Annotated in this window: 22 protein-coding genes; 12 read left to right on the top strand and 10 right to left on the bottom strand. The window is 71.4% G+C overall.

Features of this window, described 5'->3' with window-relative positions; translation table 11 throughout:
- Positions 1-199 precede the first annotated feature (199 nt).
- The gene (locus WBG79_RS07750; protein WP_337356534.1) at positions 200-1,237 is read right to left on the bottom strand and encodes a sugar ABC transporter substrate-binding protein; all 1,038 of its coding nucleotides are present in this window, start codon (positions 1,235-1,237) and stop codon (positions 200-202) included.
- Between the two features lie 367 nt (positions 1,238-1,604).
- On the opposite strand from WBG79_RS07750, the gene WBG79_RS07745 reads away from it, so the two are divergent.
- The 4 genes from WBG79_RS07745 (at position 1,605) to WBG79_RS07730 (ending at position 4,939) form a co-directional block, all read left to right on the top strand.
- The gene (locus WBG79_RS07745) at positions 1,605-2,837 is read left to right on the top strand and encodes an ROK family transcriptional regulator (protein WP_443147445.1); all 1,233 of its coding nucleotides are present in this window, start codon (positions 1,605-1,607) and stop codon (positions 2,835-2,837) included.
- Entirely contained in the window at positions 2,821-3,252 is a 432-nt protein-coding gene (locus WBG79_RS07740) for an RbsD/FucU family protein (RefSeq protein ID WP_337356532.1), read from the top strand. Before WBG79_RS07745 ends, WBG79_RS07740 begins: the two co-directional genes overlap by 17 nt.
- Before the next feature lie 38 nt (positions 3,253-3,290).
- Complete coding sequence (locus WBG79_RS07735; protein WP_337356531.1) at positions 3,291-4,265, top strand: carbohydrate kinase family protein; 975 nt, start codon at positions 3,291-3,293, stop codon at positions 4,263-4,265.
- An 83-nt stretch (positions 4,266-4,348) separates the two neighbouring features.
- Positions 4,349-4,939 (top strand): hypothetical protein, encoded by a 591-nt coding sequence (locus tag WBG79_RS07730; RefSeq protein ID WP_337356530.1) that lies wholly within the window; start codon positions 4,349-4,351, stop codon positions 4,937-4,939.
- Between the two features lie 8 nt (positions 4,940-4,947).
- On the opposite strand, the gene WBG79_RS07725 is transcribed toward WBG79_RS07730, so the two are convergent.
- From WBG79_RS07725 to WBG79_RS07710, 4 genes are read right to left on the bottom strand one after another with little or no spacing between them, the layout of a single operon-like run.
- Positions 4,948-5,802 (bottom strand): DUF296 domain-containing protein, encoded by an 855-nt coding sequence (locus WBG79_RS07725; protein ID WP_337356529.1) that lies wholly within the window; start codon positions 5,800-5,802, stop codon positions 4,948-4,950.
- Positions 5,799-7,385 carry an acyl-CoA synthetase gene (locus tag WBG79_RS07720; RefSeq protein WP_443147444.1) on the bottom strand — a complete coding sequence of 529 codons (1,587 nt, stop codon included), beginning with the start codon at positions 7,383-7,385 and terminating at the stop codon, positions 5,799-5,801. Before WBG79_RS07720 ends, WBG79_RS07725 begins: the two co-directional genes overlap by 4 nt.
- A 50-nt stretch (positions 7,386-7,435) precedes the next feature.
- Positions 7,436-8,605 carry an acetyl-CoA acetyltransferase gene (locus tag WBG79_RS07715; RefSeq protein ID WP_337356527.1) on the bottom strand — a complete coding sequence of 390 codons (1,170 nt, stop codon included), beginning with the start codon at positions 8,603-8,605 and terminating at the stop codon, positions 7,436-7,438.
- Positions 8,602-9,486, bottom strand: coding sequence for an IclR family transcriptional regulator (locus tag WBG79_RS07710; RefSeq protein WP_337356526.1), 885 nt, complete (start codon positions 9,484-9,486; stop codon positions 8,602-8,604). The genes WBG79_RS07715 and WBG79_RS07710 overlap by 4 nt, the downstream gene beginning before the upstream one ends.
- 203 nt (positions 9,487-9,689) lie before the next feature.
- Here WBG79_RS07710 and WBG79_RS07705 point away from each other — a divergent pair, with 203 nt between their 5' ends.
- The 5 genes from WBG79_RS07705 to WBG79_RS07685 all read left to right on the top strand — a co-directional run bounded on the left by WBG79_RS07705 (position 9,690) and on the right by WBG79_RS07685 (position 15,311).
- The gene (locus WBG79_RS07705) at positions 9,690-10,703 is read left to right on the top strand and encodes a TRAP transporter substrate-binding protein (protein WP_337356525.1); all 1,014 of its coding nucleotides are present in this window, start codon (positions 9,690-9,692) and stop codon (positions 10,701-10,703) included.
- Between the two features lie 12 nt (positions 10,704-10,715).
- The gene (locus WBG79_RS07700; protein WP_337356524.1) at positions 10,716-12,737 is read left to right on the top strand and encodes a TRAP transporter large permease; all 2,022 of its coding nucleotides are present in this window, start codon (positions 10,716-10,718) and stop codon (positions 12,735-12,737) included.
- Between the two features lie 50 nt (positions 12,738-12,787).
- Positions 12,788-13,579 (top strand): SDR family NAD(P)-dependent oxidoreductase, encoded by a 792-nt coding sequence (locus tag WBG79_RS07695; RefSeq protein ID WP_337356523.1) that lies wholly within the window; start codon positions 12,788-12,790, stop codon positions 13,577-13,579.
- 136 nt (positions 13,580-13,715) lie between these two features.
- Entirely contained in the window at positions 13,716-14,948 is a 1,233-nt protein-coding gene (gene arsK, locus WBG79_RS07690; protein ID WP_337356522.1) for an arsenite efflux MFS transporter ArsK, read from the top strand.
- A 96-nt stretch (positions 14,949-15,044) separates the two neighbouring features.
- On the top strand, positions 15,045-15,311 hold the full coding sequence (locus tag WBG79_RS07685) for a GlsB/YeaQ/YmgE family stress response membrane protein (RefSeq protein WP_337356521.1): 267 nt from the start codon (positions 15,045-15,047) through the stop codon (positions 15,309-15,311).
- Positions 15,312-15,458: 147 nt separating this feature from the next.
- Here the strand turns inward: WBG79_RS07685 and WBG79_RS07680 are convergent, their stop codons facing one another.
- Positions 15,459-17,357, bottom strand: a complete 1,899-nt coding sequence (locus tag WBG79_RS07680) for a hypothetical protein (protein WP_337356520.1) — start codon at positions 17,355-17,357, stop codon at positions 15,459-15,461.
- Positions 17,358-17,440: 83 nt separating this feature from the next.
- Positions 17,441-18,733 (bottom strand): adenylosuccinate synthase, encoded by a 1,293-nt coding sequence (locus WBG79_RS07675; RefSeq protein WP_337356519.1) that lies wholly within the window; start codon positions 18,731-18,733, stop codon positions 17,441-17,443.
- A gap of 471 nt (positions 18,734-19,204) precedes the next feature.
- Here WBG79_RS07675 and WBG79_RS07670 point away from each other — a divergent pair, with 471 nt between their 5' ends.
- The 3 genes from WBG79_RS07670 to WBG79_RS07660 all read left to right on the top strand — a co-directional run bounded on the left by WBG79_RS07670 (position 19,205) and on the right by WBG79_RS07660 (position 22,110).
- The gene (locus WBG79_RS07670) at positions 19,205-20,143 is read left to right on the top strand and encodes a GGDEF domain-containing response regulator (RefSeq protein WP_337356518.1); all 939 of its coding nucleotides are present in this window, start codon (positions 19,205-19,207) and stop codon (positions 20,141-20,143) included.
- A gap of 97 nt (positions 20,144-20,240) precedes the next feature.
- Positions 20,241-21,143 (top strand): DMT family transporter, encoded by a 903-nt coding sequence (locus WBG79_RS07665; RefSeq protein WP_337356517.1) that lies wholly within the window; start codon positions 20,241-20,243, stop codon positions 21,141-21,143.
- Positions 21,144-21,210: 67 nt separating this feature from the next.
- Positions 21,211-22,110 carry a DMT family transporter gene (locus WBG79_RS07660; protein WP_337356516.1) on the top strand — a complete coding sequence of 300 codons (900 nt, stop codon included), beginning with the start codon at positions 21,211-21,213 and terminating at the stop codon, positions 22,108-22,110.
- A gap of 279 nt (positions 22,111-22,389) precedes the next feature.
- Here WBG79_RS07660 and serA read toward each other — a convergent pair whose 3' ends face one another.
- The 3 genes from serA to WBG79_RS07645 are packed head-to-tail and all read right to left on the bottom strand — an operon-like array spanning position 22,390 to position 25,539.
- Positions 22,390-23,976, bottom strand: a complete 1,587-nt coding sequence (serA, locus tag WBG79_RS07655) for a phosphoglycerate dehydrogenase (protein ID WP_337356515.1) — start codon at positions 23,974-23,976, stop codon at positions 22,390-22,392.
- A gap of 52 nt (positions 23,977-24,028) precedes the next feature.
- A complete protein-coding gene (locus WBG79_RS07650; RefSeq protein ID WP_337356514.1) occupies positions 24,029-24,346 on the bottom strand; it encodes an antibiotic biosynthesis monooxygenase family protein in 318 nt (105 codons plus the stop codon).
- A gap of 14 nt (positions 24,347-24,360) precedes the next feature.
- Positions 24,361-25,539 (bottom strand): phosphoserine transaminase, encoded by a 1,179-nt coding sequence (locus WBG79_RS07645; RefSeq protein WP_337356513.1) that lies wholly within the window; start codon positions 25,537-25,539, stop codon positions 24,361-24,363.
- Between the last annotated feature and the right edge of the window lie 61 nt (positions 25,540-25,600).

The raw sequence follows: 25,600 nt of genomic DNA, 5'->3' as shown, positions 1-25,600 counted from the left end.
GGGGCCTCCGCCCCGGTGTCCTCGGACCTGCCGGGCGCGCCGGCGAGGCGGTCCGCCTGCCACGGGCAGGCGGGGGTGGGTGGGGGACGACCGGCGCTTCCCCGGGCCCTGGCCGGAGACCCGCGGCGGCTGGCCGCCGCGGGTTTCCCTATCGCAGATCGGAGCCGCCGTCAGACGGACGGCCGGCCCCGCAGGGGCATCAGCCCCAGCACTTCTTCAGGCCTTCCTCGGTGTTGATCGAGGGCACACCGGAAGCCGGCTTGTCGGTGATCAGGCTGACGCCGGTGTTGAAGAAGTCGAGGCCCGGGGTCGGGGCCGGCTTCTTGCCAGTCTTGGCGAACTCGGCGATCGCCTCGATGCCCTTGGAGGCCATCAGCAGCGGGTACTGCTGGGAGGTCGCGCCGATGATACCGGCCTTGACGTTCTTGACGCCCGGGCAGCCGCCGTCGACCGAGACGATGAGCACGTCCTTGGTCTTGCCGACGGCCTTCAGGGCCTCGTAGGCACCGGCCGCGGCCGGCTCGTTGATGGTGTAGACGACGTTCACGCCGGGGTCCTTCTGGAGCAGGTTCTCCATGGCCTTGCGGCCGCCCTCCTCCGAGCCGGCGGTCACGTCGTTGCCGACGATGCGCTTGTCGGTCTCGTCGCCGTTCTTCTTCGGGTCCTTCACGTCCACGCCGAAGCCGGTGAGGAAGCCCTGGTCGCGCAGGTAGTCGACGGTCGGCATGTTCTTGGAGAGGTCGAGCAGGGCGATCTTGGCGGTGGCGGCCTTGTCGCCGAGGGTCGCCTTGGCCCACTGGCCGATCAGCTTGCCGGCCTCGAAGTTGTCGGTGGCGAAGGTCGCGTCGGCGGCGTCGGCCGGCTCCGTCGGGGTGTCGAGGGCGATGACGAGCACGCCCGCCTGGCGCGCCTTCTTGATGACCGGCACGATGGCCTTGGAGTCGGACGGCACCAGCAGGATGCCCTTGGCGCCGCCGGCGATCAGGTTCTCGATCGCCTGGACCTGACTGTCATGGTCGCCGTCGTATTTGCCCGCGAAGGAGCGCAGCTCCATGCCGAGTTCCTTGGCCTTGGCCTCGGCGCCCTCGCGCATCTTCACGAAGAAGGGGTTGGTGTTGGTCTTGGTGATCAGGCCGACCACGACCTTGCCCTGTGCGGCGGCGGGGCCGGCCGCGAAGGCGAGCCCGAGGGCCGCAGCGGCGACCGTCATGGTGAGCGAAGCCTTGAAGGATTTCATCGGTTTCTTCCTCCCGAAAGCCCCTGTCGGGGCGCCTTGCAGCCTCGTCCGGGCAAGCCCCCGGCGAGGTCTCCCGGCTGACCGCCCTGCCCCCGCCGGGCGCTTCGACGCGCGGTGCGGGGACGGCGGCCGCCATCCGGTAGGGCGGTTCTCGCATGAAGCCGGGAAGCCTGTCAATAAATAAATCCACTGGATGAACTTATTGACAGCACGGGTGCCGAGGGCCATCATCCGCGGCGATGCGAGGCCGGGCCTTGCCTAGGCGGATCGCCTTGCGGCACGTGAAACGAGAGCCTCGCCGGGAGGAGAATCGGTGGACGACCTGCCCGAGATCGGACAGCGCGACGTCGGGCGCGCGGAGCCCGCCCTGCGCGAGGGCCTGCCGGCGGCCGACCTGCGCCGCGGGACAGACCAGGCGGGCGTGCGCCTCTACAACGAGCGGCTGGTGCTGTCGCTGATCCGGCGCGGCGGCGGGCTGCCCAAGGCCGAGATCGCACGGCTGACCGGCCTCTCGCCGCAGACCACGACGGTAATCATGAACCGCCTGGAGCAGGAGGGGCTGATCCGCCGGGGCGAGCCGCAGCGCGGCCGGATCGGGCAGCCGGCCATTCCGTACATGCTCAACCCGGACGGGGCGGTGTCGTTCGGCCTGAAGATCGGCCGCCGCTCGACGGACCTCGTCGTGGTCGACTTCCTCGGCCGGGTCATCGCCCGGCGGCACTGGACCCACCCCTACCCTCTCCCCGACAGCCTGCTCGCCCATGTGCGGGAGGGCACCGCGGACCTGACGGCCCGGCTCAGCGAGACTCAGCGCGCGCGCATCGTCGGCTTCGGGGTGGCGACGCCCTTCGAACTCTGGAACTGGGAGCCCGAGGTCGGCGCGCCGCCCGCGGTCATGCAGGCCTGGCGCGGCTTCGACGCCCGGCAGGCGCTCACGGCCGTCCTGCCCTGGCCGGTGCACGTCATGAACGACGGCACGGCGGCCTGCGCGGCCGAGAACCTGTTCGGCAACGCCCAGGCGGCGCGCGACTTCGTCTACGTGTTCGTCGGCTCCTTCGTGGGCGGCGGCATCGTGGTGTCCGGCAACGTGGTGCCGGGCCGGACCGGCAACGCCGGCGCCATCGGCTCGATGCCCGTCCCGCGCGCCGCCCCTGGCGGCAAGGTGGTGACCGAGCAGTTGATCCGGGCCGCCTCGCTCTACGTGCTGGAGGACCGGCTCAGGGCCGCGGGGGTCGACGCCTCCGACCTCTGGCGCGAGCCGCGGAGCTGGCCGGACTACGGCGCCCACCTCGACGCCTGGCTCGAGGAGGCGGGACGGGCGCTCGCCGTGCTGGTCGCCGGCGCCACCGCGATCCTCGACTTCGAGGCCGTGATCCTGGACGGCGCCTTCCCGCCCGAGATCCGCCGCAGGCTCGCCGAGGCGACCCGCGCCGGGCTGGAGCTGATCGACCGGCAGGGCCTCACCCCCTGCGAGATCCGGGAGGGTAGCGTCGGCGCCGACGCACGCGCCATCGGGGCGGCGGCCCTGCCGATCCTCGCCAACTTCGCCCGCAACCGGGAAGTCCTGTTCAAGGAGGCCGCCGATGCTCAAAGGGATTGATCCGGTGCTCGGCCCGGACCTGCTCAAGGTCTTGCGCGAGATGGGCCACGGCGACGAGATCGCGATCGTGGACGGCAACTATCCGGCGGTCGCCCATGCCCGGCGGCTCGTGCGCATGGACGGCCATTCGGCGACCCGGATCGCGGACGCGATCCTGTCCGTCATGCCCCTCGACGACTTCGTGCCCGACACGGCCTTTCGGCCCGGCATCAAGGGGAACGCGGAGCACCGCGAGCCGGTCATGCTGGAGTTCGAGGCGATCGTCCGGCGCCACGAGCCGGCCTGCCGGGTGGTGCCGCTCATGGGCGAAGCCTTCTACGACCGCGTCCGCAGCGCCTATGCGCTGGTGGCGACCGGGGAGGAACGGCTCTACGGCAACCTCGTCCTGCGCAAGGGCGTCGTGCGGCCGTCCTGAGAGCCACGAGCAGGCCCGACGGGCCGGGGAGACATCGGATGATCATCGTCTGCGGCGAAGCGCTCTTCGACATGATGGGCACCCGGACGGAGGCCGGCCAGGCGTTCCTGCCCGTGGTGGGCGGCTCGCCGCTCAACGTCGCGATGGGCGCGCGGCGGCTCGGCCGGGAGGTCGAATTCCTGTCCAAGCTGTCGACCGACTGGTTCGGCAGCCGCCTCGACGGCTTCATGGAGCGCGAGGCGATCGGCCGGCGCTTCCTGGTGCGGGCGCCGGGCATGCAGACGACGCTCGCCTTCGTGGCGCTCGGTGAGGACGGCCAGCCGGAGTACTCGTTCTACGGGACGGGGGCGGCGGACCGCAGCATGACGCCGGACGACCTGCCGGCGGCGCTGCCGGACGACCTCGCGGCGGTCCATTTCGGGTCGATCTCACTCGCCCAGGAGCCGACCGCCACGACGCTCCTCGGCTTCATGGAACGGGTCGCGCCGACCCGCGTCGTGACCCTCGACCCGAACATCCGGCCGTCGATCATCCCAGACCGGGCGCTCTACCTGGAGCGCTTCGCGCGGATGCTCGGCCTGGCCGACATCGTCAAGGCGTCGGCGGAGGATCTCGAGTGGATGCTCGGGGGCAAGCCGGACCTCGAGGCGGTGGCGCGCGCGTGGTCGCTCGCCGGTCCCGCCCTCGCCTTCGTGACCGACGGCGGTCGCGGGGCGGTGGTGGCCGCGAAGGGACAGGCCCGCTTCGTTCCGGCGGAGCGGGTCGCGGTCGCCGACACGATCGGGGCGGGCGATACGTTCCAGGCCGCCGTGCTCGCCTTCCTGGACGAGCGCGGCCTGCTCGACAAGGCCGCGCTCCGGGGGCTCGACACGCAGACGATCCAGGACCTGACGCTCTTCGCCGTGTCGGCCGCCGCCATCACCTGCACGCGGCAGGGGGCCGACCTGCCGACCCGGGCGGAAGCGGTCGCGGCCTACGAGCGGCGGAAGGCGGCCGGCGCCGCTTCGGCGTGACGGCCGCCGGCCCGTTCAGGCCCCGTTCAAGGGCCTGCCGCGATCCTGGCGCAAGACACGACCTTCCCTTGGGGAGACGAGCCATGCGCTTCCTTCGCTTCCAGTCCAACCTCCTGGACTCCGTCCTCGTCGAGCGGAACGGCGAGACCCTGCACAGCCCCTTCGGGCGCTTCGGGCCGACCTACCGGCTGGACGCGCCGGCGCGCGCGCGCCTCATGACGGCCGCCCGCCGCTTCGACTGGCTGACCACGGGGGCGATCCTGGCCGTGGTGCTGGTCCTGGTGCCCACCCTCAAGGAGCAGGACAGCTTCGCGGCCTTCGCGTTCCTGATGGGCGGCTCGCTCCTGCTCGGCGGGGTGATCGCGGCCCTGTGGCTCGGGGCCCAGGGCTGGATCCTGAGGGATTGCCCCCGCGCCGCGGCGCCGCCCTCGCCCGAGGAGATCCGCGAGACGATGGAGGCGCGTCCGCCGGTCTCCGACCGGGCGCTCGTCGGCTTCCTGGTGATGTGGGCGGGGTTCATGGTGCTCGCCCTGCTGGTCCCGCTCGAGACGGCGGCCTCGCTCGGGCCGACCACGCTCGGCTGCCTCGGCCTCTTCGGCCTCGGGCTCGCGGGCACGGCCTGGCAGCTGACACGGCGCCTCGACTACCTGGCGCGCAAGGCCGGGGCGCGCTGAGCGGCGGCTCAGGCCCGCTGCAGGACCGCCTCGAAGGTCATCAGGACGGGGTTGTCGCCGCGCACGTAGCGGCCCATCGCGAGGGCGCCGGTATAGTCGATCAGGGCGGCGTCCACCGCCGCGACGGGACGGCCGTCGGGCCCCGGCTCGACGCGGCCCGCCACCACGAAGACCTCGGTCGCGAAGTTGTCGACGTCCGCACCGCTTTCGAAGCGGGCCCCGATGGTCGACGCCACGCCGCCCCGGATGACGGCCCGCTCCCAGCCGCGCGCGGCGCAGAGCGCCTCGAACGTCGCCGCCACGTCCTCATGGGGACGAATCCTGATCGCGACGGCCTCGACGTCGCCTTCCGGGCGGCCGTCGGGGACCGGATGGAAGATCGAGAAGTTGGTCTCGGGATCCTTGCGGACCGTGAAGGCGGCGCCGCGCAGGCCCAGCGCGCGGCAGCGGATCGGCTCGGCGACGACCGTCTCCTCAGGGATCACGTGACCGCCGGTCAGCCGGCCCTCGGCCGTCCAGAATCCGTGGCAGTGGAACCAGGGCTCGCCGTTCCGGGTGCCGAGGGTCAGGCGGGCGGTCGTCAGGGGCGTGGCGCCGCCCGGGCGGCGCATTTCGCTGTAGAAGGCCGCGTGCTCCGGGGTCTCCGACAGGGCCGGGATCACGTAGGTGAAGGGCCCGAAGGCGCCGCCCTCGAGTTCGACCGCCGCGCTCGTGAAGCCCGCGGCGCCGAAGGCCGCGGCCACGCCGGCGAGGAGCTTCACGCCCGGTTCGAGCGTGAAGGCGAGTTCGGTGCCCCGGCAGTCGACCGCGAGGACGCGGGGCTCCAGGGCGGGGCCCGGCTGCGCGATCCGGCGCCCGGTCACGCGGACACCTTGGGCTGCGGCTTGGGCAGGAGGCCGCGCGCCTCCAGCTCGTCCCTGACGAGGCGCTTCGGGACCTTGCCGTAGCCGGACTTCGGCAGGGCGTCCCAGAGGTAGAAGCGCTTCGGCATCTTGTACTTGGCGATCTTCGGGGCGAGGAACTCGGAGAGTTCGGCCTCCTCGACGCGCGCGCCGGGCCGGGCCACGCAGACCGCCACGCCGACCTCGCCCCAGAGCGGATCGGGAACCCCCAGCACCGCGACCTCGGCGATGGCGGGGTGGGTCAGGATCTTCTCCTCGATCTCGCGCGGGTAGATGTTGGAGCCGCCCGAGATGAACATGTCTGAGGCGCGGCCGGTGATGTAGACGAAGCCCTGCTCGTCCATGTGGCCGAGGTCGCCGGTTCGGAACCAGCCGTTGCGGAAGGCCTTCGCGTTGGCGTCCGGATTGTCGTAGTAGCCGGCGAAGACGGCCGGGCCGATGACGCAGATCTCGCCTGTCTGGAACGGCTCCAGCTCGCGGCCCTCGTCGTCCTGGATGGAGACCTGCATGCCCGTGCGCTCGTACCCGCAGGTGCCGACGCGCGCCTCCGGGCCGTCCTCCTCCTGGTGCAGAGAGGGCGGCAGCACGGTGATGTTGCCGGTCACCTCGCCGAGGCCGAAATACTGGACGATGACCTTGCCGAGCTTGCGCAGGGCCGTCTTCTGGTCCTCGCGGTACATCGGCGCGCCGGCGTAGATCACGTAGCGCAGGGACGAATGGTCGTGGGCGTCGACCGCCGGGTGCTCGACCAGCATCTTCAGGATGGTCGGCACGGTGAACATGTTGGTCACGCGGTGCTCGGCGATCAGCCGGAACGCCTCGTCGATGTCGAAGCGCTCGGTGGGCAGGAGGATGGTCGGGGCCCCGCGCGAGACCTGGGTCAGCTGGTGGACGCCCGCGCCATGGCTGAGCGGCGCGACGACCAGGGAGGCGTCGTCCTCCGTCGTGCCCGGGAGCAGGTCGCAGAGGTGGTTGGTGACCACGAAGGCCATCTGGCCGTGGGTCAGGACCGACGCCTTGGAGCGGCCGGTCGTGCCGGAGGTGAAGAAGAACCAGCAGGGGTCGTCGTACTCGACGGGCGCGTCCTTGACGGTCGCGCCGGCGTGGGCCGCCATGGCCTCGGCTGCGGAGCCGTCGCCGAGCGTGCCGGGGCCGAGGCGCATCACGAAGGCGAGACCGCGCGGACGCATGTGGTCCTCCACGGCGCGGGCGTGGTCGGGGAAGTCGCCGTGGCACAGGAAGGCCCGGGCGCCGGCGTATTCGGCGAGGTCGGCGACCTCGGCCGGCATCAGGCGGAAGTTGGTCGGGACCCAGACCGCGCCGATCCGGAAGGTCGCGAACATGGAGAAGAACATCTCCTCCGAGTTCTTCGAGTGCACGAGAATGCGGTCGCCCTTGCGGATGCCGCGCGCCGCGAGCGCGGCCGCGAAGGCGGAGACCCGGGCCTCGATCTCGGCCCAGGTCCACCGGCGGCCGGCCCAGACGAAACCGGGGCGGTCCGGGAAACGCCGGGCATTCTGGGTCAGCATGTGGGCGAGGTTCATCACGCGCCGGGAGACGCGCGCCACCCCGCCGCTCGGGGCATCACCGGTCGTCACTTGGTCCGCTCCAGGATCGAGACGTAGTTGGCGACCGCCGCGCCGCCCATGTTGAAGACGCCGGCGAGCTTGGCGCCCGGCTGCTGCATGTCGCCGGCCTCGCCCATGAGCTGCATGGCGGCCATGACGTGCTGGGAGACCCCGGTCGCGCCGATCGGGTGGCCGCGGGACTTCAGGCCGCCCGACAGGTTGACCGGCAGCCGGCCGCCGCGGCTCGTGACGCCGTCGCGCGCCACTTTCCAGCCTTCCCCCGGAGCCGCGAGGCCCATGGCCTCGTACTCGATCATCTCGGCGACCGTGAAGCAGTCGTGGGTCTCGACGAGGTCGAGGTCGTCGAGGGTGATGCCGGCGTCCTCGCGCGCCCTGGTCCAGGCGCGGCGGGCGCCCTCGAAGGCGATCGGGTCCCGGCGCGACAGGGGCAGGAAGTCGTTGACGTGGCGGCGGGCGCGGAACGAGATCGCGCGGCCGAGGGTCGCGGCGGTCTCCTCGTCGGCGACCACCAGGGCGGCGGCGCCGTCGGAGACGAGCGAGCAGTCGGTGCGGCGTAGCGGGCCGGCGACGCGCGGGTTCTTCTCGGAGACCGTGTTGCAGAAGTCGAAGCCGAAATCCTTGCGCATGTGGGCGAGCGGGTTCGAGAGCCCGTGCGCATGGTTCTTCGCCGCGATCATGGCGAGTTCCTCGGATCGGTCGCCGTAGCGCTGGAAATAGTGCTGGGCGATGCGGCCGAAGATGCCGGCGAAGCCGGCGTCGACCTGGCTCTCCTCCTTGCGGTAGCAGGCGGTCAGCAGGATGTCGCCGACCTCGGCGGTCGGGGTGGCGGTCATCTTCTCGGCGCCGACCACGAGGGCGATGCGGCCGCGGCCGCTCTCGACGAAGTCGAGGGCCGCATAGAGGGCGGCGGAGCCGGTCGCGCAGGCGTTCTCCACATGGGTGGCCGGAACGTAGGCGAGGTCCGGCACCGCGAGGGCGACCAGCGCGGCCTCGAAGCCCTGGCGGGCGAAGCCGTTGTTGTAGACGCCGACCGTGACGGCATCGACGTCCGCCGGCGCCACGCCCGCGTGCGCGAGCGCGTCGGCGGCGACGCGGCCGATCAGGCTCTCCACGTCCGGGTCCTCGAGCTTGCCGAAGGGCGTATGGGCCCAGCCCACGATGGCGGCACGGGTCATGCGGATCTCCTCTCGCCGGCTCTGCGGCGCTGGACGGGGGCCGGGGCGAGCGCCGAGAGGCGGTCGTCGGCGGGAACGGCGAAGGCCCTCAGCCGAGCTTCGAGCCGGTCGGCCTCCTGGCGCAGGAGCCGGTAAAGCTCCGGCTGGCGGTCGGGCTGCATGCGGCTCTCGACGGCGGCGAGCGACAGGCAGGCGTCGGGACGCCCCTCCGCGTCGCGGACGACCACGCCCATTCCCCAGGAACCGGGGAAGAGCAGGCCGCGGTTGATGCCGTAGCCGGTCGCGCGCGCCTCGGTGACGAGACCGAGGAGGACCTCGCGGGTCAGGACGGGATAGCGCTCGGCGTAGACGGTCGCGTTGGCGGCGAGCACGGCCTCGACCTCGGCGTCCGGCAGCGCGGCGAGAAGGGTGATGCCGCCTGCGCCGGCGCCGAGGGGGTGCCGGTCGCCGGCGGCGAGCACGTGGGAGCGGAGCGGGTAGTCGCCGTCCTCGCGCTGCAGGCAGACGACCGCGTGGTCGCGCCGGATCTGCAGGAAGGCGGCGTCGCCGGTCTCCCGGGCGAGGCGCAGGACATGCTCGCGGGCGAGGCGGTGGATGCCGAAGCGCTCGGCCGCGACGGTGCCGAGCACATAGGCCTCCGGACCGAGATAGTATCGGCGGCTCGCCTCGTCCTGCTCGGCCAGGCCCGCGTCGATCAGGGCGAGGAGGATGCGCCGGCAGGTCGGCTTGGCGAGACCGGAGGCCTCCACCATCTCGCCGAGGCTGGCACCCCGGTTCCGGGTCGAGGCGAGCAGGCGCAGCAGGCCGACGGCCCGGCCTATGGCCTGGGTACCGGTCGCTTCGCCGGCGGTCTCGCTCCGCCCGGAAACAGATATGTCCATATGATGGACCCGTAATGTGAGGATCGCGGTTGACAGTTGGACGATTTCAGGCCAAGCGTCAACCCGAAAATCGCATGATGGCAGCGGAAGATCCACAATATGGACCCGCTGCAGGCAGCGGCGATGCGCGACGGGGGCTGTGATCCGGCCGTCGTGGCGCTCGGCGCCGTCGCGGACCGAAGACTCGACTGGAGGAAACCCCGATGACCAGCCTCACCCGCCGCACCTTCGCGACCGGCACCGCCGCGCTCGGCGTCACGACCTTCTCGATCGGCCGCGCCCGGGCCGCCGAGTTCACCTACAAGTTCGCCAACAACCTGGCGCTGACGCATCCGCTCAACAAGCGCGCCCAGGAGGCCGCCGGCAAGATCAAGGAGGAGACGGGCGGCCGGTTCGAGCTGCAGATCTTCCCGTCGAGCCAGCTCGGCTCCGACACCGATACGCTCGGGCAGATCCGCTCCGGCGCGGTCGACTTCTTCACCCTCTCCGGCCTGATCCTGTCGACCCTGGTGCCCGCCGCGGCGATCAACGGCGTCGGCTTCGCCTTCAAGGACTACGACACGGTCTGGAAGGCGATGGACGGCAAGCTCGGCGAGTACATCCGCGGCGAGATCGTCAAGGCGCGGTCGATCTTCGCCTTCGAGAAGCCCTGGGATAACGGCTTCCGCCAGACGACCTCCTCGACCAAGCCGATCACCTCGCCGGACGACTTCGTCAACATGAAGATCCGCGTCCCCCCGGCGCCGCTGTGGACCTCCATGTTCAAGGCCTTCGGCTCCGCGCCGGCGACGATCAACTTCAACGAGGTCTACTCGGCCTTGCAGTCGAAGGTCGTCGAGGGCCAGGAGAACCCGCTCGCCATCCTGGAGACGGCGAAGCTCTACGAGGTGCAGCAGTACTGCTCGCTCACCAACCACATGTGGGACGGCTTCTGGTTCCTGGCCAACAAGGCGAACTGGGACCAGCTGCCGAAGGACATCCAGGCGGTCGTCACCAAGCACATCAACGCCGCCGCCGTGCAGGAGCGCGCCGACATCGCCGAGCTCACCAAGGGGCTGCAGGAGTCGCTCACCGCCAAGGGCATGAAGTTCAACGCCGTCGACCCGGCGCCCTTCCGCGACAAGCTGAAAGCGGCCGGCTTCTACACCGAGTGGAAGGGCAAGTTCGGCGACACGGCCTGGTCCACCCTGGAGTCCGCCGTCGGCTCGCTCGGCTGACGGAGCGGGCCGATGCACGCCACCTCCGAATTCGCGCCTCCCGCCAACTCGGGGGTGAGGGTCGACCCGTCCTGGGCCCTGCGCCTCGACCGGCTCATCGGCACCCTGGTGGAGATCCCGGCGGCGATCCTGGTCGTCGCCGAGGTGGTCGTGCTGTTCTCCGGCATCGTGGCCCGCTCGGTGTTCCACAAGCCTCTGGTCTGGTCGGACGAGCTCGCCTCGATCCTGTTCCTCTGGCTCGCCATGCTGGGGGCCGTCGTGGCGCTGCGGCGCGGCGAGCACATGCGCATGACGGCGCTGGTGTCTCGGCTCGATCCTTCGCTGCGGGCCTTCGTCGACGCGCTCGCGGTGGCGGCGGGCCTCGCCTTCCTGCTCCTGATCGCCACGCCCGCCGTCCACTGGGCGGAGGAGGAGGCCTTCATCACCACGCCCGCCATGGAGATCTCCGCGGCCTGGCGGGCGGCGGCCTTCCCGACCGGCGTGACGCTCATGATCGTCTTCTCGCTCCTGCGGCTGGCCCGCGGAACGAGCGCCGCGCAGGCGGCCGTCGCGGCCGCGGTCGCGGCGGCGGCCACCGTCGCGGCCGCGCAGGGGCTCGTACCCGGACTTCCCGGCGAGATCGACGCGGTGAAGCTCGCCGCGCTGTTCCTGGCGCTCCTGGCGGTGGGGATCGGGCGCGGCCGGGTTCTCCTCGCGCTCGCCCTGGTGGCCGCCGTGGTGGCCGGCTTCTGGTGGATGGGGCCGACGCTGAAGACGCTCGGCAACCTCAATCTCATCGTCTTCTTCGTCGGGGTCGTCGGGCTCTCGGTCTTCGCGGGCGTGCCGATCGTGTTCTCCTTCGCGCTCGCCACCTTCGGCTACCTGGCGCTCACCACCCGGGTCCCGACCATGACGATGGTCGGCCGCATGGACGAGGGGATGAGCCACCTGATCCTGCTGGCCGTGCCGCTCTTCGTCTTTCTCGGACTTCTCATCGAGATGGCCGGCATGGCGGCCGCGATGGTCCGCTTCCTGGCGAGCCTGCTCGGGCACGTGCGCGGCGGCCTCTCCTACGTGCTGATCGGGGCGATGTACCTGGTCTCCGGCATCTCCGGCTCCAAGGCGGCCGACATGGCGGCGGTCGCCCCGGCGCTCTTCCCGGAGATGAAGGCGCGCGGCGCCAAGCCGGGCGACCTCGTCGCCCTGCTGTCCGCCACGGGGGCGCAGACGGAGACCATCCCGCCGTCGATCGTGCTCATCACCATCGGGTCGGTCACCGGTGTGTCGATCGCGGCGCTCTTCACGGGCGGGCTGCTGCCGGGCGTCGTGCTCGCCGTCGGGCTCTGCTTCGTGGTCGCGCGGCGCTACCGCAACGACGACCTCAGCCACGTGACGCGCGCCTCGGCGGGCGATATCCTGAAGGCCTTCGTGATCGCCTTCCCCGCGCTGGCGCTGCCCTTCGTGATCCGCGCGGCCGTGGTGGAGGGGATCTCCACCGCCACGGAGGTCTCGACCATCGGCATCGTCTACTCGATCGTGGTCGGCATCCTGATCTACCGGCAGTTCGACCTGAAGCGGCTCGGGGCCATCCTGGTGGAGACCGCTTCGCTATCGGGCTCGATCCTCATCATCATCGGCGCGGCGTCCGCGATGGCCTGGGGGCTCACCCAGTCCGGCTTCTCGCGCACGCTGACCGAGTTCATGACGCACCTGCCCGGCGGGGCGGTCGGCTTCATGGCGGTGTCGATCGTCGCCTTCATCGTCCTCGGCAGCGTGCTGGAGGGCATCCCGGCGATCGTGCTGTTCGGGCCCCTGCTCTTCCCGATCGCCCGGCAGGTCGGCATCCACGAGGTCCACTACGCCATGGTGGTGGTGCTGGCGATGGGCCTCGGCCTGTTCGCGCCGCCCTTCGGGGTCGGCTACTACGCGGCCTGCGCAATCGGCAAGGTCAATCCCGACGAGGGCATCCGGCCGATCTGGGCCTACATGGGGGCGCTGCTCGTCGGGCTCCTGGTCGTGGCGGCCGTTCCCTGGTTCTCGACCGGCTTCCTCTGACCGTCCGCGGGTCCGCGCGTCCGCCCTTCCATCCTTCCCCCGGGGGTCCCATGAGACTGACCAGACGCATCGCGCTCGTGTTCGGCGCCGGCTCGTCCGGTCCGGGCTGGGGCAACGGCAAGGCCGCCGCCGTCGCATATGCGCGGGAGGGCGCGAAGGTGGTCGCCGTCGACGTCTCGGGCGAGGCGGCCGAGGAGACGGCCGGCATCATCGCCGAGGAGGGCGGGGAAGCCCTGGCGGTCGCGGCCGACGTCACCAGCCTCGCCTCCGTGCAGGCCGCCGTGGACGCCGCGCTCGCCCGCTTCGGGCGGGTCGACATCCTGCACAACAATGTCGGGGTCGTGGTGCACGGCGGGCCGGTGGAGCTCGACGAGGAGGCCTTCCGCCGGAACCTCGACATCAACGTCGGCTCGGTCTTCCGGACCGCGAAGGCCGTGCTGCCGCATTTCCTCCGGCAGGGCTCGGGCGTCGTCGTCAACATCTCGTCGCTCGCCGCCGTCCGGTGGACCGGCTATCCCTACTTCGCCTACTACGCCGCGAAGGCGGCTGTGAACCAGGCGACGGTGGCGCTCGCGCTCCAGTATGCGCGCAACGGCATCCGGGCGAACGCGGTCATGCCGGGGATGATCGACACGCCGCTCATCTACAAGCAGATCTCCTCCCAGTACGCCTCGACGGACGCGATGGTGGCGGCGCGGAACGCGATGGTGCCGATGGGCCGGATGGGAACGGCCTGGGACGTGGCCGCCGCGGCGGTGTTCCTCGCCTCCGACGAGGCGAAGTTCATCACGGGCGTCTGCCTGCCGGTCGACGGGGGCCAGAGCTGCGGCATGGGGACATGAGGCATCGGGCACGGCCGTCGGATCCCGTGGCCGCGCCCCACCTCGGCGCTGACGACCCGCAGATCCGCCGCGCGCCGGAGTGGATCGACCGGGCCGGACCGGTCGTCTAGGGTTCCGCATCCGCCGGACCACCCCGATGCACGCCGATTCCGTCTCCTCCCCGCGAGCCCCGTCGATCGCCGCCGCCGTGTGGCTGCTCGGCCTGACGCAGAACGTCGGCTACGGGACCCTCTACTACGCCATGGCGATCCTGGCCGCCGACATGGGCGCGTCCTTCGGGGTCTCGTCGGCCTGGATCTTCGGGGCCCTGTCGGCGGCGCTGCTGGCCGGCGGGCTCGCGGCGCCGGTCGCGGGGCGGCGGATCGACCGGCACGGAGCCGGCACCGTGATGGCGATCGGATCGGTGCTCGCCGCCGCCGCGATGGCGGCGCTGGCGGCGGCGCCGAACCTGGCGGCCTTCGTGGCGGCGCTGATCGCGGTCGAGGTGGTCTCGACGGTGGTGCAGTACGACGCGGCCTTCGCGGGGCTCGTCCAGCTCGCCGGATCGGAGGCGCGGCGGCGCATCACGCACCTGACGCTGATCGCCGGCTTCGCCTCGACCCTCTTCTGGCCGCTGACGACCTGGCTGCACGGCTTCCTGGACTGGCGGGCGGTGGTGGCCCTCTACGCGGCGATGAACCTGGTCCTCTGCGCGCCGGCCCATCTGGTCCTCGCGCGCATGCTGGCGCGGGCCGGAGACGGGGTGTCGGCGAACGCCCGGGAGAGCGGATCGCCGCCGCCGGCGGCCGGCCTCGGGCTCGACCCGGAGACGGCGCGGCGCGTCCTGCTGCTCGTCACCTTCGGCTTCGCGCTCGGCGGCTTCATGCTGTCCGGCGTCCTGGCGCAGCTCGTGCCGCTGCTCGGCGCGGTCGGCCTCGGCGGCTCGGCGGTGCTGGTCGGCACCCTGTTCGGGCCTTCGCAGGTGCTCGTCCGGCTGGTTAACATGCTGTTCGGGGCGGGCCGGCATCCGCTCACCCTGACCCTCTTCTCGGTCGCCATGCTGACGGCGGCGGCGGTCGTGCTGGCGGCGACGGCGCCGAACGTCGCCGGGGCGGCGCTCTTCGCGGTGATGCTCGGCTTCGGGTCGGGGCTGACCTCGATCGTCCGCGGCACGTTGCCGCTCGCCCTGTTCGGCAGCGCCTCCTACGGCGAGCGGCTCGGCCGGATGGCCATGGTCCGGCTCGCCTTCACGTCCGTCGCTCCCTTCGTGCTGGCGCTCCTCATGGAGGCCTGGGGATCGACCGCCGCGCTCCTCGCCATGGCGAGCACGGGGCTGCTGGCGATCGCCGCCTTCGTGGCGGCCGGGCGGCTGGCGATGACACGTGGCTGACGGCCGACGGGCTAAAAATGCTCGTGTTTTCCGCTGGTGGAACCAAAATCCAGGCGAGAGCCTTTCCTTGGCAGTCAACGAGCTGGAGGCTTCGCCATGGGACTCATCTGGACCATCATCATCGGGTTCGTCGCCGGCGTGATCGCCAAGTTTCTGATGCCCGGCCGCAACGAGCCGGCGGGTTTCATCCTGACCACGATCCTCGGCATCGTCGGGGCGCTCGTGGCGACGTTCCTCGGCCAGGCTCTCGGATGGTACCGGCCAGGCGAGGGTGCCGGACTGATCGGCGCCGTGGTGGGCGCGCTGATCGTGCTCCTGGTCTGGGGCATGATCTCCAGCCGGAGCACGGCGCCGCGGATTTAAGGGCTACCAACCGGCGGGAGCGGCGGGTCGGCGATCGGCCGCTCCTCTCGGGCGGCGCGACCGCCAACAGGGGCATAGGTCACGCCCGACAGCGGGGCGACCCAGTGCGGGCCGCCTTGGGACTTCCGACGGCCGGGGCGCAGAAGGTCAGCCGCCCTGCTGCCAGGCCGCGACCGCATCGGCGATGACGCGGTCGCCGGCACCGGCCTTCTCCAGGATCAGGATCGCCCGCCGGCCGTCGTCGTAGAGGATCGGGATGTCGATCCAGCCCCGCTCCTTCAGCAGGTTGAGGTTGCGGGCCCGGTCGGCATCCGGTGACGACAACGCGATCCAGAAGAAGCCGCTCGAGATCCGCGCCGCCGCACCCACCAGCGGGTCGCCGCGCACCTGCTCGGTCGTCTTCATGATCAGCCCCGGCACGTTGGCGACCCCCTTGCGGTCGAAGTCGGGGGGGACCTCGAAGCGCAGCTCGATCAGGTGACTGGCCGGGAAGGACTGGTCGGTGTTGGGCTGGATCGTCAGGGTCAGGGCGAGCTTGCGCTCCGGAATCTCGACCCGGGCGCGGACCAGCATCACGGGCGCCTTGCCGGGCTGGGGCGGCTCGCGAACGGTCTGCCAGACGACAGTGCCGGGGGACACCGAGCTCTGGGCCGTATTGGGCGGGCCTTCCTCCAGCAGCGAAGCCTTCTGGGCCACCGGCGGAACCGGGCCGGCCGGCGTGGGCGGCTGGTCCGCGGCGGGTTGGGCCGGCGTCGCAGCGGCGACACTCTGGCCGGCGTCGCCGGCCACGGGCGGCAGGGCCGGGGTCGGCAGGGCCGGCTGGGTGGCGGTCGGCGCGCCGGCGGCGGGTCCGGGCGGCAAGGCGGGCGGTCCGGGCGGCAATGCGGGCATTCCGGACGGCAAGGCGGGCGTTCCGGACGACGGAGGAGGCGCGATGGTCGCCACCTGGGAGGGCGTCTGGCCCGGAGCCGGCTGCACGGACGGGCTGGTGACGATCGGCTGGGTGGAAACCACCTTGCCCGACCCCGGATTCGCGGAGGATTGCGGCTTCGTGCCCGGAAGCGGCTCCGGGAGGAGCCGGTCGGTCACCTTGGGGGCGAGCGTCTTCTCGTTGCCGGCCCGGGCGATGCCGCCGAGCGCATTCGGGCTCGCCCCGAAATAGGCGGCGAGCTCGTCCCGCTTGGTCCAGAGCGCGGTCACGCCGACGGCGAGGACGAGACCCGCCGCGGCCAGCCCTATCGCGAGAGGCCAGCGCGAGGGGCGCGGCTCGTCCGGCAGGACCGAGGGCTCGGCCTTCTCGGCGCGGCGGGATGCGGCCTTTTCCTTGCGGGTCGGCTTGCGGTCGCGCGCCGGAGCCTCCGGGGCGCCGGCATCCTCGACGGTCGCGCCCACCGCGGGGGCCAGCACCTCGCGGGCCTGGCGGGCCGTGGCGGCGGTCGCGGCGCCGAGCCGGTCGACCTCGTCCACCGCCTGGCGGAGCGCATCCATCGAGGGCGGCGGGGCGGCCGTGGGGGCTTGAGGCGGCGGGGCGGCCGGCGGCGTCCGGGCGGGCGGAGCCGTCGGCTTGCGCTCCACGACCGGGGCGGGCTTGCCGGCGTCCGTGGCGCTCGCCTCGGGCGGCTTTGGGGGAGACTTGGGCCAGGCAGTGGGCGCGGTGGCGCGCGGGCGCTCGACCACGGGAGCGGGCGGCGACGCGGCGGCGGGCGCGGGCGAGGCCGGCGGGACGGATGCGGGCGGGACGGGCGTCGCGGCGGCGTCCGCCTTGGCGGATGCGGGGGCGGCCGGCGGCGGGGCGGTGTTGCCGGTCGGGCGCGCCAGGGCCTGGCTCAGGATGCTCTTGGCGGCCTCGCCCTCGACGCGGCGGATCGCGTCCTCGAGCTGCAGGCGCTGCTGGGTGATCTCGGAGGCGGAGAGCGGCGGATCGAAGGACTTCAGCTGGTTGACGAGCGCCGTGCGAGCCTTCTCGTAGACGGCCCGGCGCGCCTCTCCGGTCGGTTCCGGAAGCGCCCCGATCGCCCGTTTCAGGATCGCATGATAATCCGCCATCTGCGCCTCTCGGCTCCCCTCCCCCGTCTCCGCCCGACCCGGGCGGCCTGGCCGGCGCCGTGCGGGGCCGGCCATCGCGATCGTCAATCCTGGAAGGGATCCTGCACCAGGATCGTATCCTCCCGTTCGGGACTCGTCGACAGCATCGCGACCGGCACGCCGATCAGTTCCTCGATGTGCCGCACGTACTTGACGGCCTGTGCGGGCAGGTCCGCCCAGCTCCGCGCCCCTCGGGTGGAGCCTTGCCAGCCCTCCAGGGTCTCGTAGATCGGCTCGACCCGACGCTGGGCGCCCTGCGCGGCGGGAAGATAATCGATCTCCTCGCCGTCGAGCCGATATTTCACGCAGATCTTGATCTCTTGAAGGCCGTCCAGGACATCGAGCTTGGTGAGCGCGATGCCCTTGATCCCGGAGACCTGACAGGTCTGGCGCACGAGTACCGAGTCGAACCAGCCGCAGCGGCGCTTGCGGCCGGTGACGGTGCCGAACTCGTGGCCGCGGGTGCCGAGGAATTCGCCCACCTCGCCGGTGTCCTCGGTCGGGAAGGGGCCCTCGCCGACGCGGGTCGTGTAGGCCTTGGTGATGCCGAGGACGTAGCCGACGGCACCCGGCCCGAGGCCGGACCCCGTCGCGGCCTGGCCCGCCACCGTGTTGGAGGAGGTCACGAAGGGATAGGTGCCGTGGTCGATGTCGAGAAGGGCCCCCTGGGCCCCCTCGAACAGGATGCGATCGCCGGCCCGCCGGCGCTGGTCGAGCAGGCGCCACACGGTGTCCATGTAGGGGAGCACCTCGCCGGAGACCGAGGTCAGTTCGTCGTAGATGGTCTCGACGGCGATCTCGGGCTGGCCGAGGCCGCGGCGCAGGGCGTTGTGGTGGGCGAGGAGACGCTCGATCTTGCCACGCAGGGCAGGCAGGTCGGCGAGATCCATCAGGCGGATGGCGCGCCGGCCGACCTTGTCCTCGTAGGCCGGGCCGATGCCGCGCCCGGTCGTCCCGATGCGCGTGCCGGCGTTGGCGCTCTCCCGCTTCTGGTCAAGCTCGCGGTGGAGCGACAGGATGATGGTGGTGTTGTCGGCGATGCGCAGGTTCTCGGGCGTCACCACGACGCCCTGGCCCTTCAGCTTGGCGATCTCGGCGATCAAGGCGTGGGGGTCGAGCACAACGCCGTTGCCGATGACGGCGAGCTTGCCGGGGCGGACCACGCCGGAGGGGAGCAGCGAGAGCTTGTAGGACGTGCCGTCGATCACGAGGGTGTGGCCGGCATTGTGGCCGCCCTGGAAGCGGACCACCACGTCGGCCCGTTCCGAGAGCCAGTCGACGATCTTGCCCTTGCCCTCGTCACCCCACTGCGAACCCACGACGACGACGTTGGCCATACTCCGCTTCCCCACCCGATCGACCGACTGCCATGAACAACACCGCGCCGTCCGAATCGGCCGGGCCGATCCGGGGCGCGGTTTGCGAGAAATTCCCGGCGCGAGCCCACGGCCCTGCGCCTCCGCGCCGGCCCGGACGGGCTGCGGCGGCGAGGCGGACTATAGACGGATTGGCGTCCTGATGCGACCCCGGCGCGACAGGGGCGACCCCGCACACGAGGATCCCCCGGGCTGCCCCGAGGCTTCGGCGCCGATGCGGGCTTTCGGACGCGCCTTCGGCCGGCGCCCCCTGCGGCAACCTGCAAACCCCTGCAGCGAGTCCAGAGGTCGCGGTCATCGCCGGAATTGCGAATTCACACAGTAACCCGCACATCCGGAGCCTCTGTCCCCGTTAGGACTTCTGTCGTGATTTCCGATTAGGGTCACCTTGACGTCAATATCCCAGTTGTTCTCAGGGCATTCGGAAAAGCCATGAAGGTCGTCGTGGTCGATTCCAGTCGCGTGGTCCTCAAGATCATGCGCAATCTGCTGGCTACTTGCGGCCACGACGCGACGGGGTTCACGGACGGCGAGAGCGCACTCGATTGGATTGTGGGCCACGACGATGTGGACGTGCTGATCACCAGCCTCGAATTGCCGCGGATGAGCGGGTTCGAGCTGTGCTGGAACGTCCGCCTCGTCGACCGGAACAGCCATCCCATCCACATCCTCGCCATGTCGTCCCATGCGGGGCACGAGCGGCTGGCCGAGGCGCTCGACAGCGGCGCGGACGACTTCATCAACAAGCCGCCGCATGCCGAAGAGCTGTCCGCGCGACTGCGTGCCGCCGAGAGAATCCGCAACGCCCAGGCGGAGCTGATCCGCCTCGCCAACCACGACTCCCTCACGGACCTGCTGAACCGGCGTGCCTTCCTGGCCGCCGCCGGCGATGCGCTCGCGGGCGCGCGGGGCGCGCCGCTCGGGCTCCTGATGATCGACATCGATTTCTTCAAGCGCGTCAACGACACCTACGGGCACGAGGCCGGCGACGACGTGATCCGCTCGGTGGCCCGGGACATTGCGGCGCTGAAGGCCGTGGCGGGCCGGCTCGGCGGCGAGGAGTTCGCCGTCGTTGCACCCGGACGGGACGCCGACGGCCTCCTCGCGCTGGCGGAGGGCTTGCGGACGACGATCGCCGGCCGCCCGGTTTCCACCCGCAGCGGCCCCATCCCCGTCACCGTGTCGATCGGCATCGCGCTCTGCGTGGGCGGCATGGCCCTTTCGGAGGGGCTGCGCGAAGCCGACGAGGCCCTCTACAGCGCGAAGGCGAAGGGGCGCAACCAGGTCGAGGCCGGCGATCTGCTGGGCCTGCCGTCGGCCTCGGGCATCGGTGCGAACGAGGCTCGGGAGCGCAGCGTCGTCCTGATCTGAGCCGCGCGCGCATGGCGGCAATCGCCGGATGCGCCTATCCAAGGGCGTGCGTTCCGCCTATTCCATGGGCAGGAACCGCTCGGAAGAGACATCGCCCATGGTCCTCGAAAACGCGGTCGCCCCGGCTGGCGCGGCCCGCGCCTATCTGTTTCTCGTCATCACCACCCTGGTGTGGGGCGGCAACGCCGTCGCGGGCCAGCTCGCGGTCGGGCAGGTCTCGCCGCTGCTGCTGACCTCGCTGCGGTGGCTCTTCGTCTGCGTCGCGCTGCTCGCCTTCGCGCGCGGCAAGGTGGCGGGGGACTGGCCGCGGCTCAAGCCGCGACTCGCAAGCATCGCGGCCATGGGCGTGCTCGGCTACACGGGCTTCAACGCGCTCTTCTACCTCGCCGCCCACTATACCCGCGGGGTCAACATCGCGATCCTGCAGGGCGCGATCCCGATGTTCGTCTTCATCTTCGCCTATCTCGCCCACGGAACGCGGATCCGGGGGGCGCAGCTCGCCGGCATGGCCACGACGCTGGTCGGGATCGTGCTCGTCGCCGCCAAGGGCAGCTTCGCCACCCTGGCGGCGCTCGACTTCAACGTCGGCGACCTCATCATGCTGTTCGCCTGCGCGCTCTACGGCGGCTACACGGCCGCGCTCCGGAGCCGTCCGCAGGTCTCCGACCTCGCCTTCTTCACCGTGATGGCGACAGCGGCCTTCCTCACGTCCCTGCCGCTGGTGGCGCTCGAATGGGCGCAGGGCAAGCTCATGATGCCGACGCCCTGGGGCTGGGCCGTGACGCTCTGGATCGCGCTCTTCCCCTCGCTCCTGTCGCAGCTCACCTACATGCGCGGCGTCGCGATGATCGGGCCGGGCCGGGCGGGCATCTTCGCCAACCTCGTGCCGATCTTCGGGGCCGCGATGGCGGTCGCCTTCCTGGGCGAGCCCTTCGGCTGGTACCACGCCGCCGGCGTGGCGCTTGTGGTCGGCGGCATCGTGTGGGCCCAGCGCGCGTGACTTTTCGGGTCGCCGGGCCGGACGACCGCGTCTAGAGATCGGCTGGATTGACGGGGAGATCGATGCGATGTCGGCCGAGGCCTGGGGCCTGCTGTTCCTGTTGTCGTTCCTCTGGGGCGGCTCGTTCCTGTTCAACGGGGTGGCGGTCGCCGAACTGCCGCCGGTGACCCTCGTGTTCCTGCGCGTCGCGCTGGCGGCCGCGGTGCTGGTGGCGGTGCTCGGAGCCCGGGGCGAGCGGGTCCGGCCGACCATGGCCGAGGCGCGCGACGCGGCCGTGATGGGGCTCCTCAACAACGTGGTGCCCTTCGTGCTAATCGTCTGGGGGCAGAAGCACATCGCCTCCGGGCTCGCCGCGATCGTCAACGCGACGACGCCGATCTTCGCGGTTCTGCTCACACATCTGCTGACCAGCGAGAAGGCCGGGCTCCTGAAGTTCGCCGGGGTCGGGCTCGGGCTCCTGGGCGTCGCGATCCTGGTCGGGCCGGACCGGTTCGACACGGCGTCGGCGGCGCTCCTCGGCGAGCTCGCCTGCCTGGCGGCGGCCTTCTTCTACGGCCTCTCCAGCGTCTGGGGCCGCCGGTTCCGGGGCCGCCCGTCCTTGCCGACGGCGGCGTGGCAGCTGAGCGCTTCGGCCCTGATCCTGCTGCCGCTTTCGCTCGCCGTCGACGCGCCCTGGTCGCTGCCCCTGCCCTCGCCGCGCGTCCTGGCAGCGGTCGCCGCGCTGGCGATCGTCTCGACGGCGCTCGCCTACATCCTGTTCTTCCGGATCATCACGCTCGCGGGCCCGACCTCGGCGGTGCTGGTCACGCTGCTCGTGCCCGTCTTCGCGATCCTGTTCGGGACGGTTTTTCTCGGCGAGCGGCTCGCGCCACAGCACTTCGCCGGCATGGCGGTCATCGCGCTCGGGCTCCTCGCCATCGACGGCCGCCTGCCGCGGGCGCTCGGCCGGCGGCTCGGGCGGGCGTGACGGGCGGAAGCGTCCGGATCGGGAGCCCGGTGAACCCACGACCTTTCGATCCGCAGTTCCGGACAAGGCGCGGCACGCGCCGCAGGTCCGGGAACCGGCGCGGGTGGCGCGCCACAGCGCTGCGGCCGGTGGACGGCGCTGGATCCCGGCCCTCCGCTCCGGCCGGGAACGAAGACAAGGCAGGCTGGAGATCGGAAGCCGTCGGGGCCCCGATCCCCCGGCTGACGAGGACGGGAGAGAGGGAGCTCGCACCCCCCCCCCCCCCCCTCGCCTATCCGCTCAGAAGCTGAGCGGCTTCGCCTGCAGCACGTTCGGCAGCCTGCGCACCGCGGCGATCACGTCGTCGCTCGCCCGACCGTCGATGCCGATCAGCGCGATGGCGTCCTCGCCCCGCCCGGTGCGGCCGACCGCGAAGGTGGCGATGTTGATGTCGTTGTTGCCGAGCAGCGTGCCGAGGTTGCCGATGAAGCCCGGCTTGTCCTTGTTGGTGACGTAGAGCATCGAGGGCTGGAATTCCGCCTCCATCTGGATGCCCTTGATCTCGACGATCCGCGGTTTGCCGTCCGAGAAGACGGTGCCGGCGACGGCACGGGACTGGCGCTCGGTGGTGACCGTCAGGCGCAGGAGGCTGTCGTAGGTCTTCTGGTCGTCGCGGCGGACCTCCTCGACCGCGATGCCGCGGTCCTTGGCGACCGCCGGGGCGGAGACCATGTTCACGCTGTCCATCTGCGGCTTCATGAGGCCGGAGAGGGCCGCGGCGGTGAGCGCGCGCGTGTTCATGAGTGCGACCTCGCCCTCGTATTCGAGGCGCACGCCGACGAGGCCGGTCTCGGTCAGCTGGCCCGCGAAGGAGCCGAGCAGTTCGGCGAGCTTGACGAAGGGCGTCAGCTTCGGCGCCTCCTCGGCGGTGATCGAGGGCATGTTGAGCGCGTTCTGGACGGCGCCCTTGGTCAGGTAGTCCGACATCTGCTCGGCGACCTGCAGGGCGACGTTCTCCTGGGCCTCGGTGGTGGAGGCGCCGAGATGGGGCGTGCAGACCACGTTGGGATGGCCGAAAAGCGGGTTGGCGGTGGCGGGCTCCTCGGCGAAGACGTCGATGCCGGCGCCGGCGACGTGGCCGGCATCGAGCGCGGCCCTGAGCGCCACTTCGTCGAGGAGGCCGCCGCGCGCGCAATTGATGATGCGGACGCCCTTCTTGGTCTTCGCGATCGCCTCGGCGGACAGGATGTTGCGGGTCTTCTCGGTGAGCGGCGTGTGCAGGGTGATGAAGTCGGCGCGGCGAAGGAGCTCGTCGAGGTCGACCTTCTCGGCGCCGATCTCGATGGCGCGCTCCGGGGTCAGGAAGGGGTCGTAGGCGATCACGCGCATGCGCAGGCCGATGCCGCGGTCGGCGACGATCGAGCCGATGTTGCCGCAGCCGACGATGCCGAGCACCTTGCCGGTGATCTCGACGCCCATGAAGCGGTTCTTCTCCCACTTGCCTCCTTGCGTGGAGGCGTCGGCGGCCGGGATGTCGCGGGCGGTGGCGAACATCAGCGCGATGGCGTGCTCGGCGGTGGTGATCGAGTTGCCGAAGGGCGTGTTCATGACGATCACGCCGCGGGCGGTGGCGGCCGGGATGTCGACATTGTCGACGCCGATGCCGGCCCGGCCGACGACCTTGAGGCGGGTCGCCTTCTCGAGGAGCTTCCCCGTCACCTTGGTGGCGGAGCGGATGGCGAGGCCGTCATAGTCGCCGATGATCTCGGCGAGGCGGTCCTTGTCCTTGCCGAGATCCGGCTGGTAGTCGACCTCGACGCCGTGGTCGCGGAAGATCTGCACGGCGGTGGGCGAAAGGGAATCCGAGATCAGAACGCGGGGAGCCATGGGCTGCCTCCTGTCGAAGAGCGGTGGAGCTTGGAACGGGGACGACCGGCGGTCAGGCGTCGAGCGCCGTGACCGCGTCGAAATGGCGGGAGCGGGCGTCGAAGCGCTTCAGGACGGCGCGCGCCTTCGGGGGCACCACCGCGGCCTCGTAGTCCTCTCCCGAGAAGGCCTTCACGGCCTCGAAGGAGTCGAACCGCATGATCGTGGCGAACTCGACCTCGTCTCCGGCCTCGCGGCGCAGGAGTTCGATCGACCGGAAGCCCGGCACCTTGCGGGCCAGGATGCCGGGGAAGATCTCCGCGCGGAGCAGGCCTTCGTAGAGGTCGGCATTCTCCGGGGTGGTCCAGCCGAACCAGATGCGCACGATCATGGGATCGCCTCCCGTCACGCCGCCTTGGGGAGGGCGGCCTTGGCCTCCGCGAAGGCCCAGTCGAGCCATTCGGTGAAGACCTTCAGGTCCGCCGCCTCGACGGTCGCGCCGCACCAGATGCGAAGGCCCGCGGGGGCGTCCCGGTAGGCGCCGAAGTCGAAGCCGACCTTCTCGGCCTCGAGGACGGTGACGATGCCCTTGGCGACCGCCGCCACGGCATCGGCCCCGCGCGAGACGACGTCGGGATCGGTCACGACGAGGCACACGGAGGTGTTCGACCGCTCGGCCTCGACCTTGGCGAGGTGGCCGACCCAGGGCGTGCGGGCGACCCAGTCCGCGATGACACCGGCGTTGGCGTCGGCGCGGGCCATCAAGCCCTTCAGGCCGCCGACCGACTTCGCCCAGAGGAGCGCGTCGATGTAGTCCTCGACGGCCAGCATGGAGGGCGTGTTGATGGTCTCGCCGACGAAGACGCCCTCGATCAGCTTGCCGCCGGACGTCAGGCGGAAGATCTTGGGCAGCGGCCAGGCGGGCTTGTAGGTGAGGAGACGCTCGACCGCGCGCGGGGAGAGCACGATCATGCCGTGCGCGGCTTCGCCGCCGAGGACCTTCTGCCAGGAGAAGGTGACGACGTCGAGCTTGGCCCAGTCGAGGTCCTGAGCGAAGGCCGCCGAGGTGGCGTCGCAGATTGTGAGACCCTCGCGGTCGGCAGCGATCCAGTCGGCGTTCGGGACGCGGACTCCCGAGGTGGTGCCGTTCCAGGTGAAGACGACGTCGCGGGTGCGCGTGTCGACCTTGGCGAGGTCGGGCAGTTCGCCGTAGGGGGCCGTGAAGATGCGGCAGTCGGCGAGCTTCAGCTGCTTCTGCACGTCGGTGACCCAGCCCTCGCCGAAGGACTCCCAGGCCAGCATGTCGACGCCGCGGGCGCCGAGCATGGACCACATCGCCATCTCGACCGCACCGGTGTCGGAGGCGGGCACGATGCCGATCCGGTAGTCGGCGGGGACGCCGAGGATCTCGCGGGTGAGGTCGATCGCCTGCTGGAGCCTGGCCTTGCCGGGCTTGGACCGGTGCGAACGGCCGACCAGGGCGTCCTTCAGCGCCGCCACGGACCAGCCGGGGCGCTTGGCGCAGGGACCAGACGAGAAATGGGGGATCGCGGGCCTGGAGCCCGGGCGTACTGTCGCGGTCATGTATCCATCCTCTCAGATGGGCGCCCCTCGTTGGGGAGGGGTGTCCCGCTGCCGTGGCTAC

It is taken from the genome of Prosthecomicrobium sp. N25 (assembly GCF_037203705.1).
Taxonomy (GTDB): domain Bacteria; phylum Pseudomonadota; class Alphaproteobacteria; order Rhizobiales; family Ancalomicrobiaceae; genus Prosthecodimorpha.
This window is presented reverse-complemented; position numbering and strand designations above follow the sequence as displayed.

Excerpts from the sequence above, each read along its gene's own strand:
- serA (WP_337356515.1), bottom strand. The coding sequence starts at position 23,976 with ATGGCTCCCCGCGTTCTGATCTCGGATTCCCTTTCGCCCACCGCCGTG.
- WBG79_RS07670 (WP_337356518.1), top strand. The coding sequence starts at position 19,205 with ATGAAGGTCGTCGTGGTCGATTCCAGTCGCGTGGTCCTCAAGATCATG.
- WBG79_RS07685 (WP_337356521.1), top strand. The coding sequence starts at position 15,045 with ATGGGACTCATCTGGACCATCATCATCGGGTTCGTCGCCGGCGTGATC.
- WBG79_RS07700 (WP_337356524.1), top strand. The coding sequence starts at position 10,716 with ATGCACGCCACCTCCGAATTCGCGCCTCCCGCCAACTCGGGGGTGAGG.
- WBG79_RS07675 (WP_337356519.1), bottom strand. The coding sequence starts at position 18,733 with ATGGCCAACGTCGTCGTCGTGGGTTCGCAGTGGGGTGACGAGGGCAAG.
- WBG79_RS07645 (WP_337356513.1), bottom strand. The coding sequence starts at position 25,539 with ATGACCGCGACAGTACGCCCGGGCTCCAGGCCCGCGATCCCCCATTTC.
- WBG79_RS07710 (WP_337356526.1), bottom strand. The coding sequence starts at position 9,486 with ATGGACATATCTGTTTCCGGGCGGAGCGAGACCGCCGGCGAAGCGACC.
- WBG79_RS07740 (WP_337356532.1), top strand. The coding sequence starts at position 2,821 with ATGCTCAAAGGGATTGATCCGGTGCTCGGCCCGGACCTGCTCAAGGTC.
- WBG79_RS07730 (WP_337356530.1), top strand. The coding sequence starts at position 4,349 with ATGCGCTTCCTTCGCTTCCAGTCCAACCTCCTGGACTCCGTCCTCGTC.
- WBG79_RS07695 (WP_337356523.1), top strand. The coding sequence starts at position 12,788 with ATGAGACTGACCAGACGCATCGCGCTCGTGTTCGGCGCCGGCTCGTCC.
- WBG79_RS07715 (WP_337356527.1), bottom strand. The coding sequence starts at position 8,605 with ATGACCCGTGCCGCCATCGTGGGCTGGGCCCATACGCCCTTCGGCAAG.
- WBG79_RS07705 (WP_337356525.1), top strand. The coding sequence starts at position 9,690 with ATGACCAGCCTCACCCGCCGCACCTTCGCGACCGGCACCGCCGCGCTC.
- WBG79_RS07750 (WP_337356534.1), bottom strand. The coding sequence starts at position 1,237 with ATGAAATCCTTCAAGGCTTCGCTCACCATGACGGTCGCCGCTGCGGCC.
- WBG79_RS07650 (WP_337356514.1), bottom strand. The coding sequence starts at position 24,346 with ATGATCGTGCGCATCTGGTTCGGCTGGACCACCCCGGAGAATGCCGAC.
- WBG79_RS07735 (WP_337356531.1), top strand. The coding sequence starts at position 3,291 with ATGATCATCGTCTGCGGCGAAGCGCTCTTCGACATGATGGGCACCCGG.
- WBG79_RS07720 (WP_443147444.1), bottom strand. The coding sequence starts at position 7,385 with ATGAACCTCGCCCACATGCTGACCCAGAATGCCCGGCGTTTCCCGGAC.
- arsK (WP_337356522.1), top strand. The coding sequence starts at position 13,716 with ATGCACGCCGATTCCGTCTCCTCCCCGCGAGCCCCGTCGATCGCCGCC.
- WBG79_RS07660 (WP_337356516.1), top strand. The coding sequence starts at position 21,211 with ATGTCGGCCGAGGCCTGGGGCCTGCTGTTCCTGTTGTCGTTCCTCTGG.
- WBG79_RS07680 (WP_337356520.1), bottom strand. The coding sequence starts at position 17,357 with ATGGCGGATTATCATGCGATCCTGAAACGGGCGATCGGGGCGCTTCCG.
- WBG79_RS07665 (WP_337356517.1), top strand. The coding sequence starts at position 20,241 with ATGGTCCTCGAAAACGCGGTCGCCCCGGCTGGCGCGGCCCGCGCCTAT.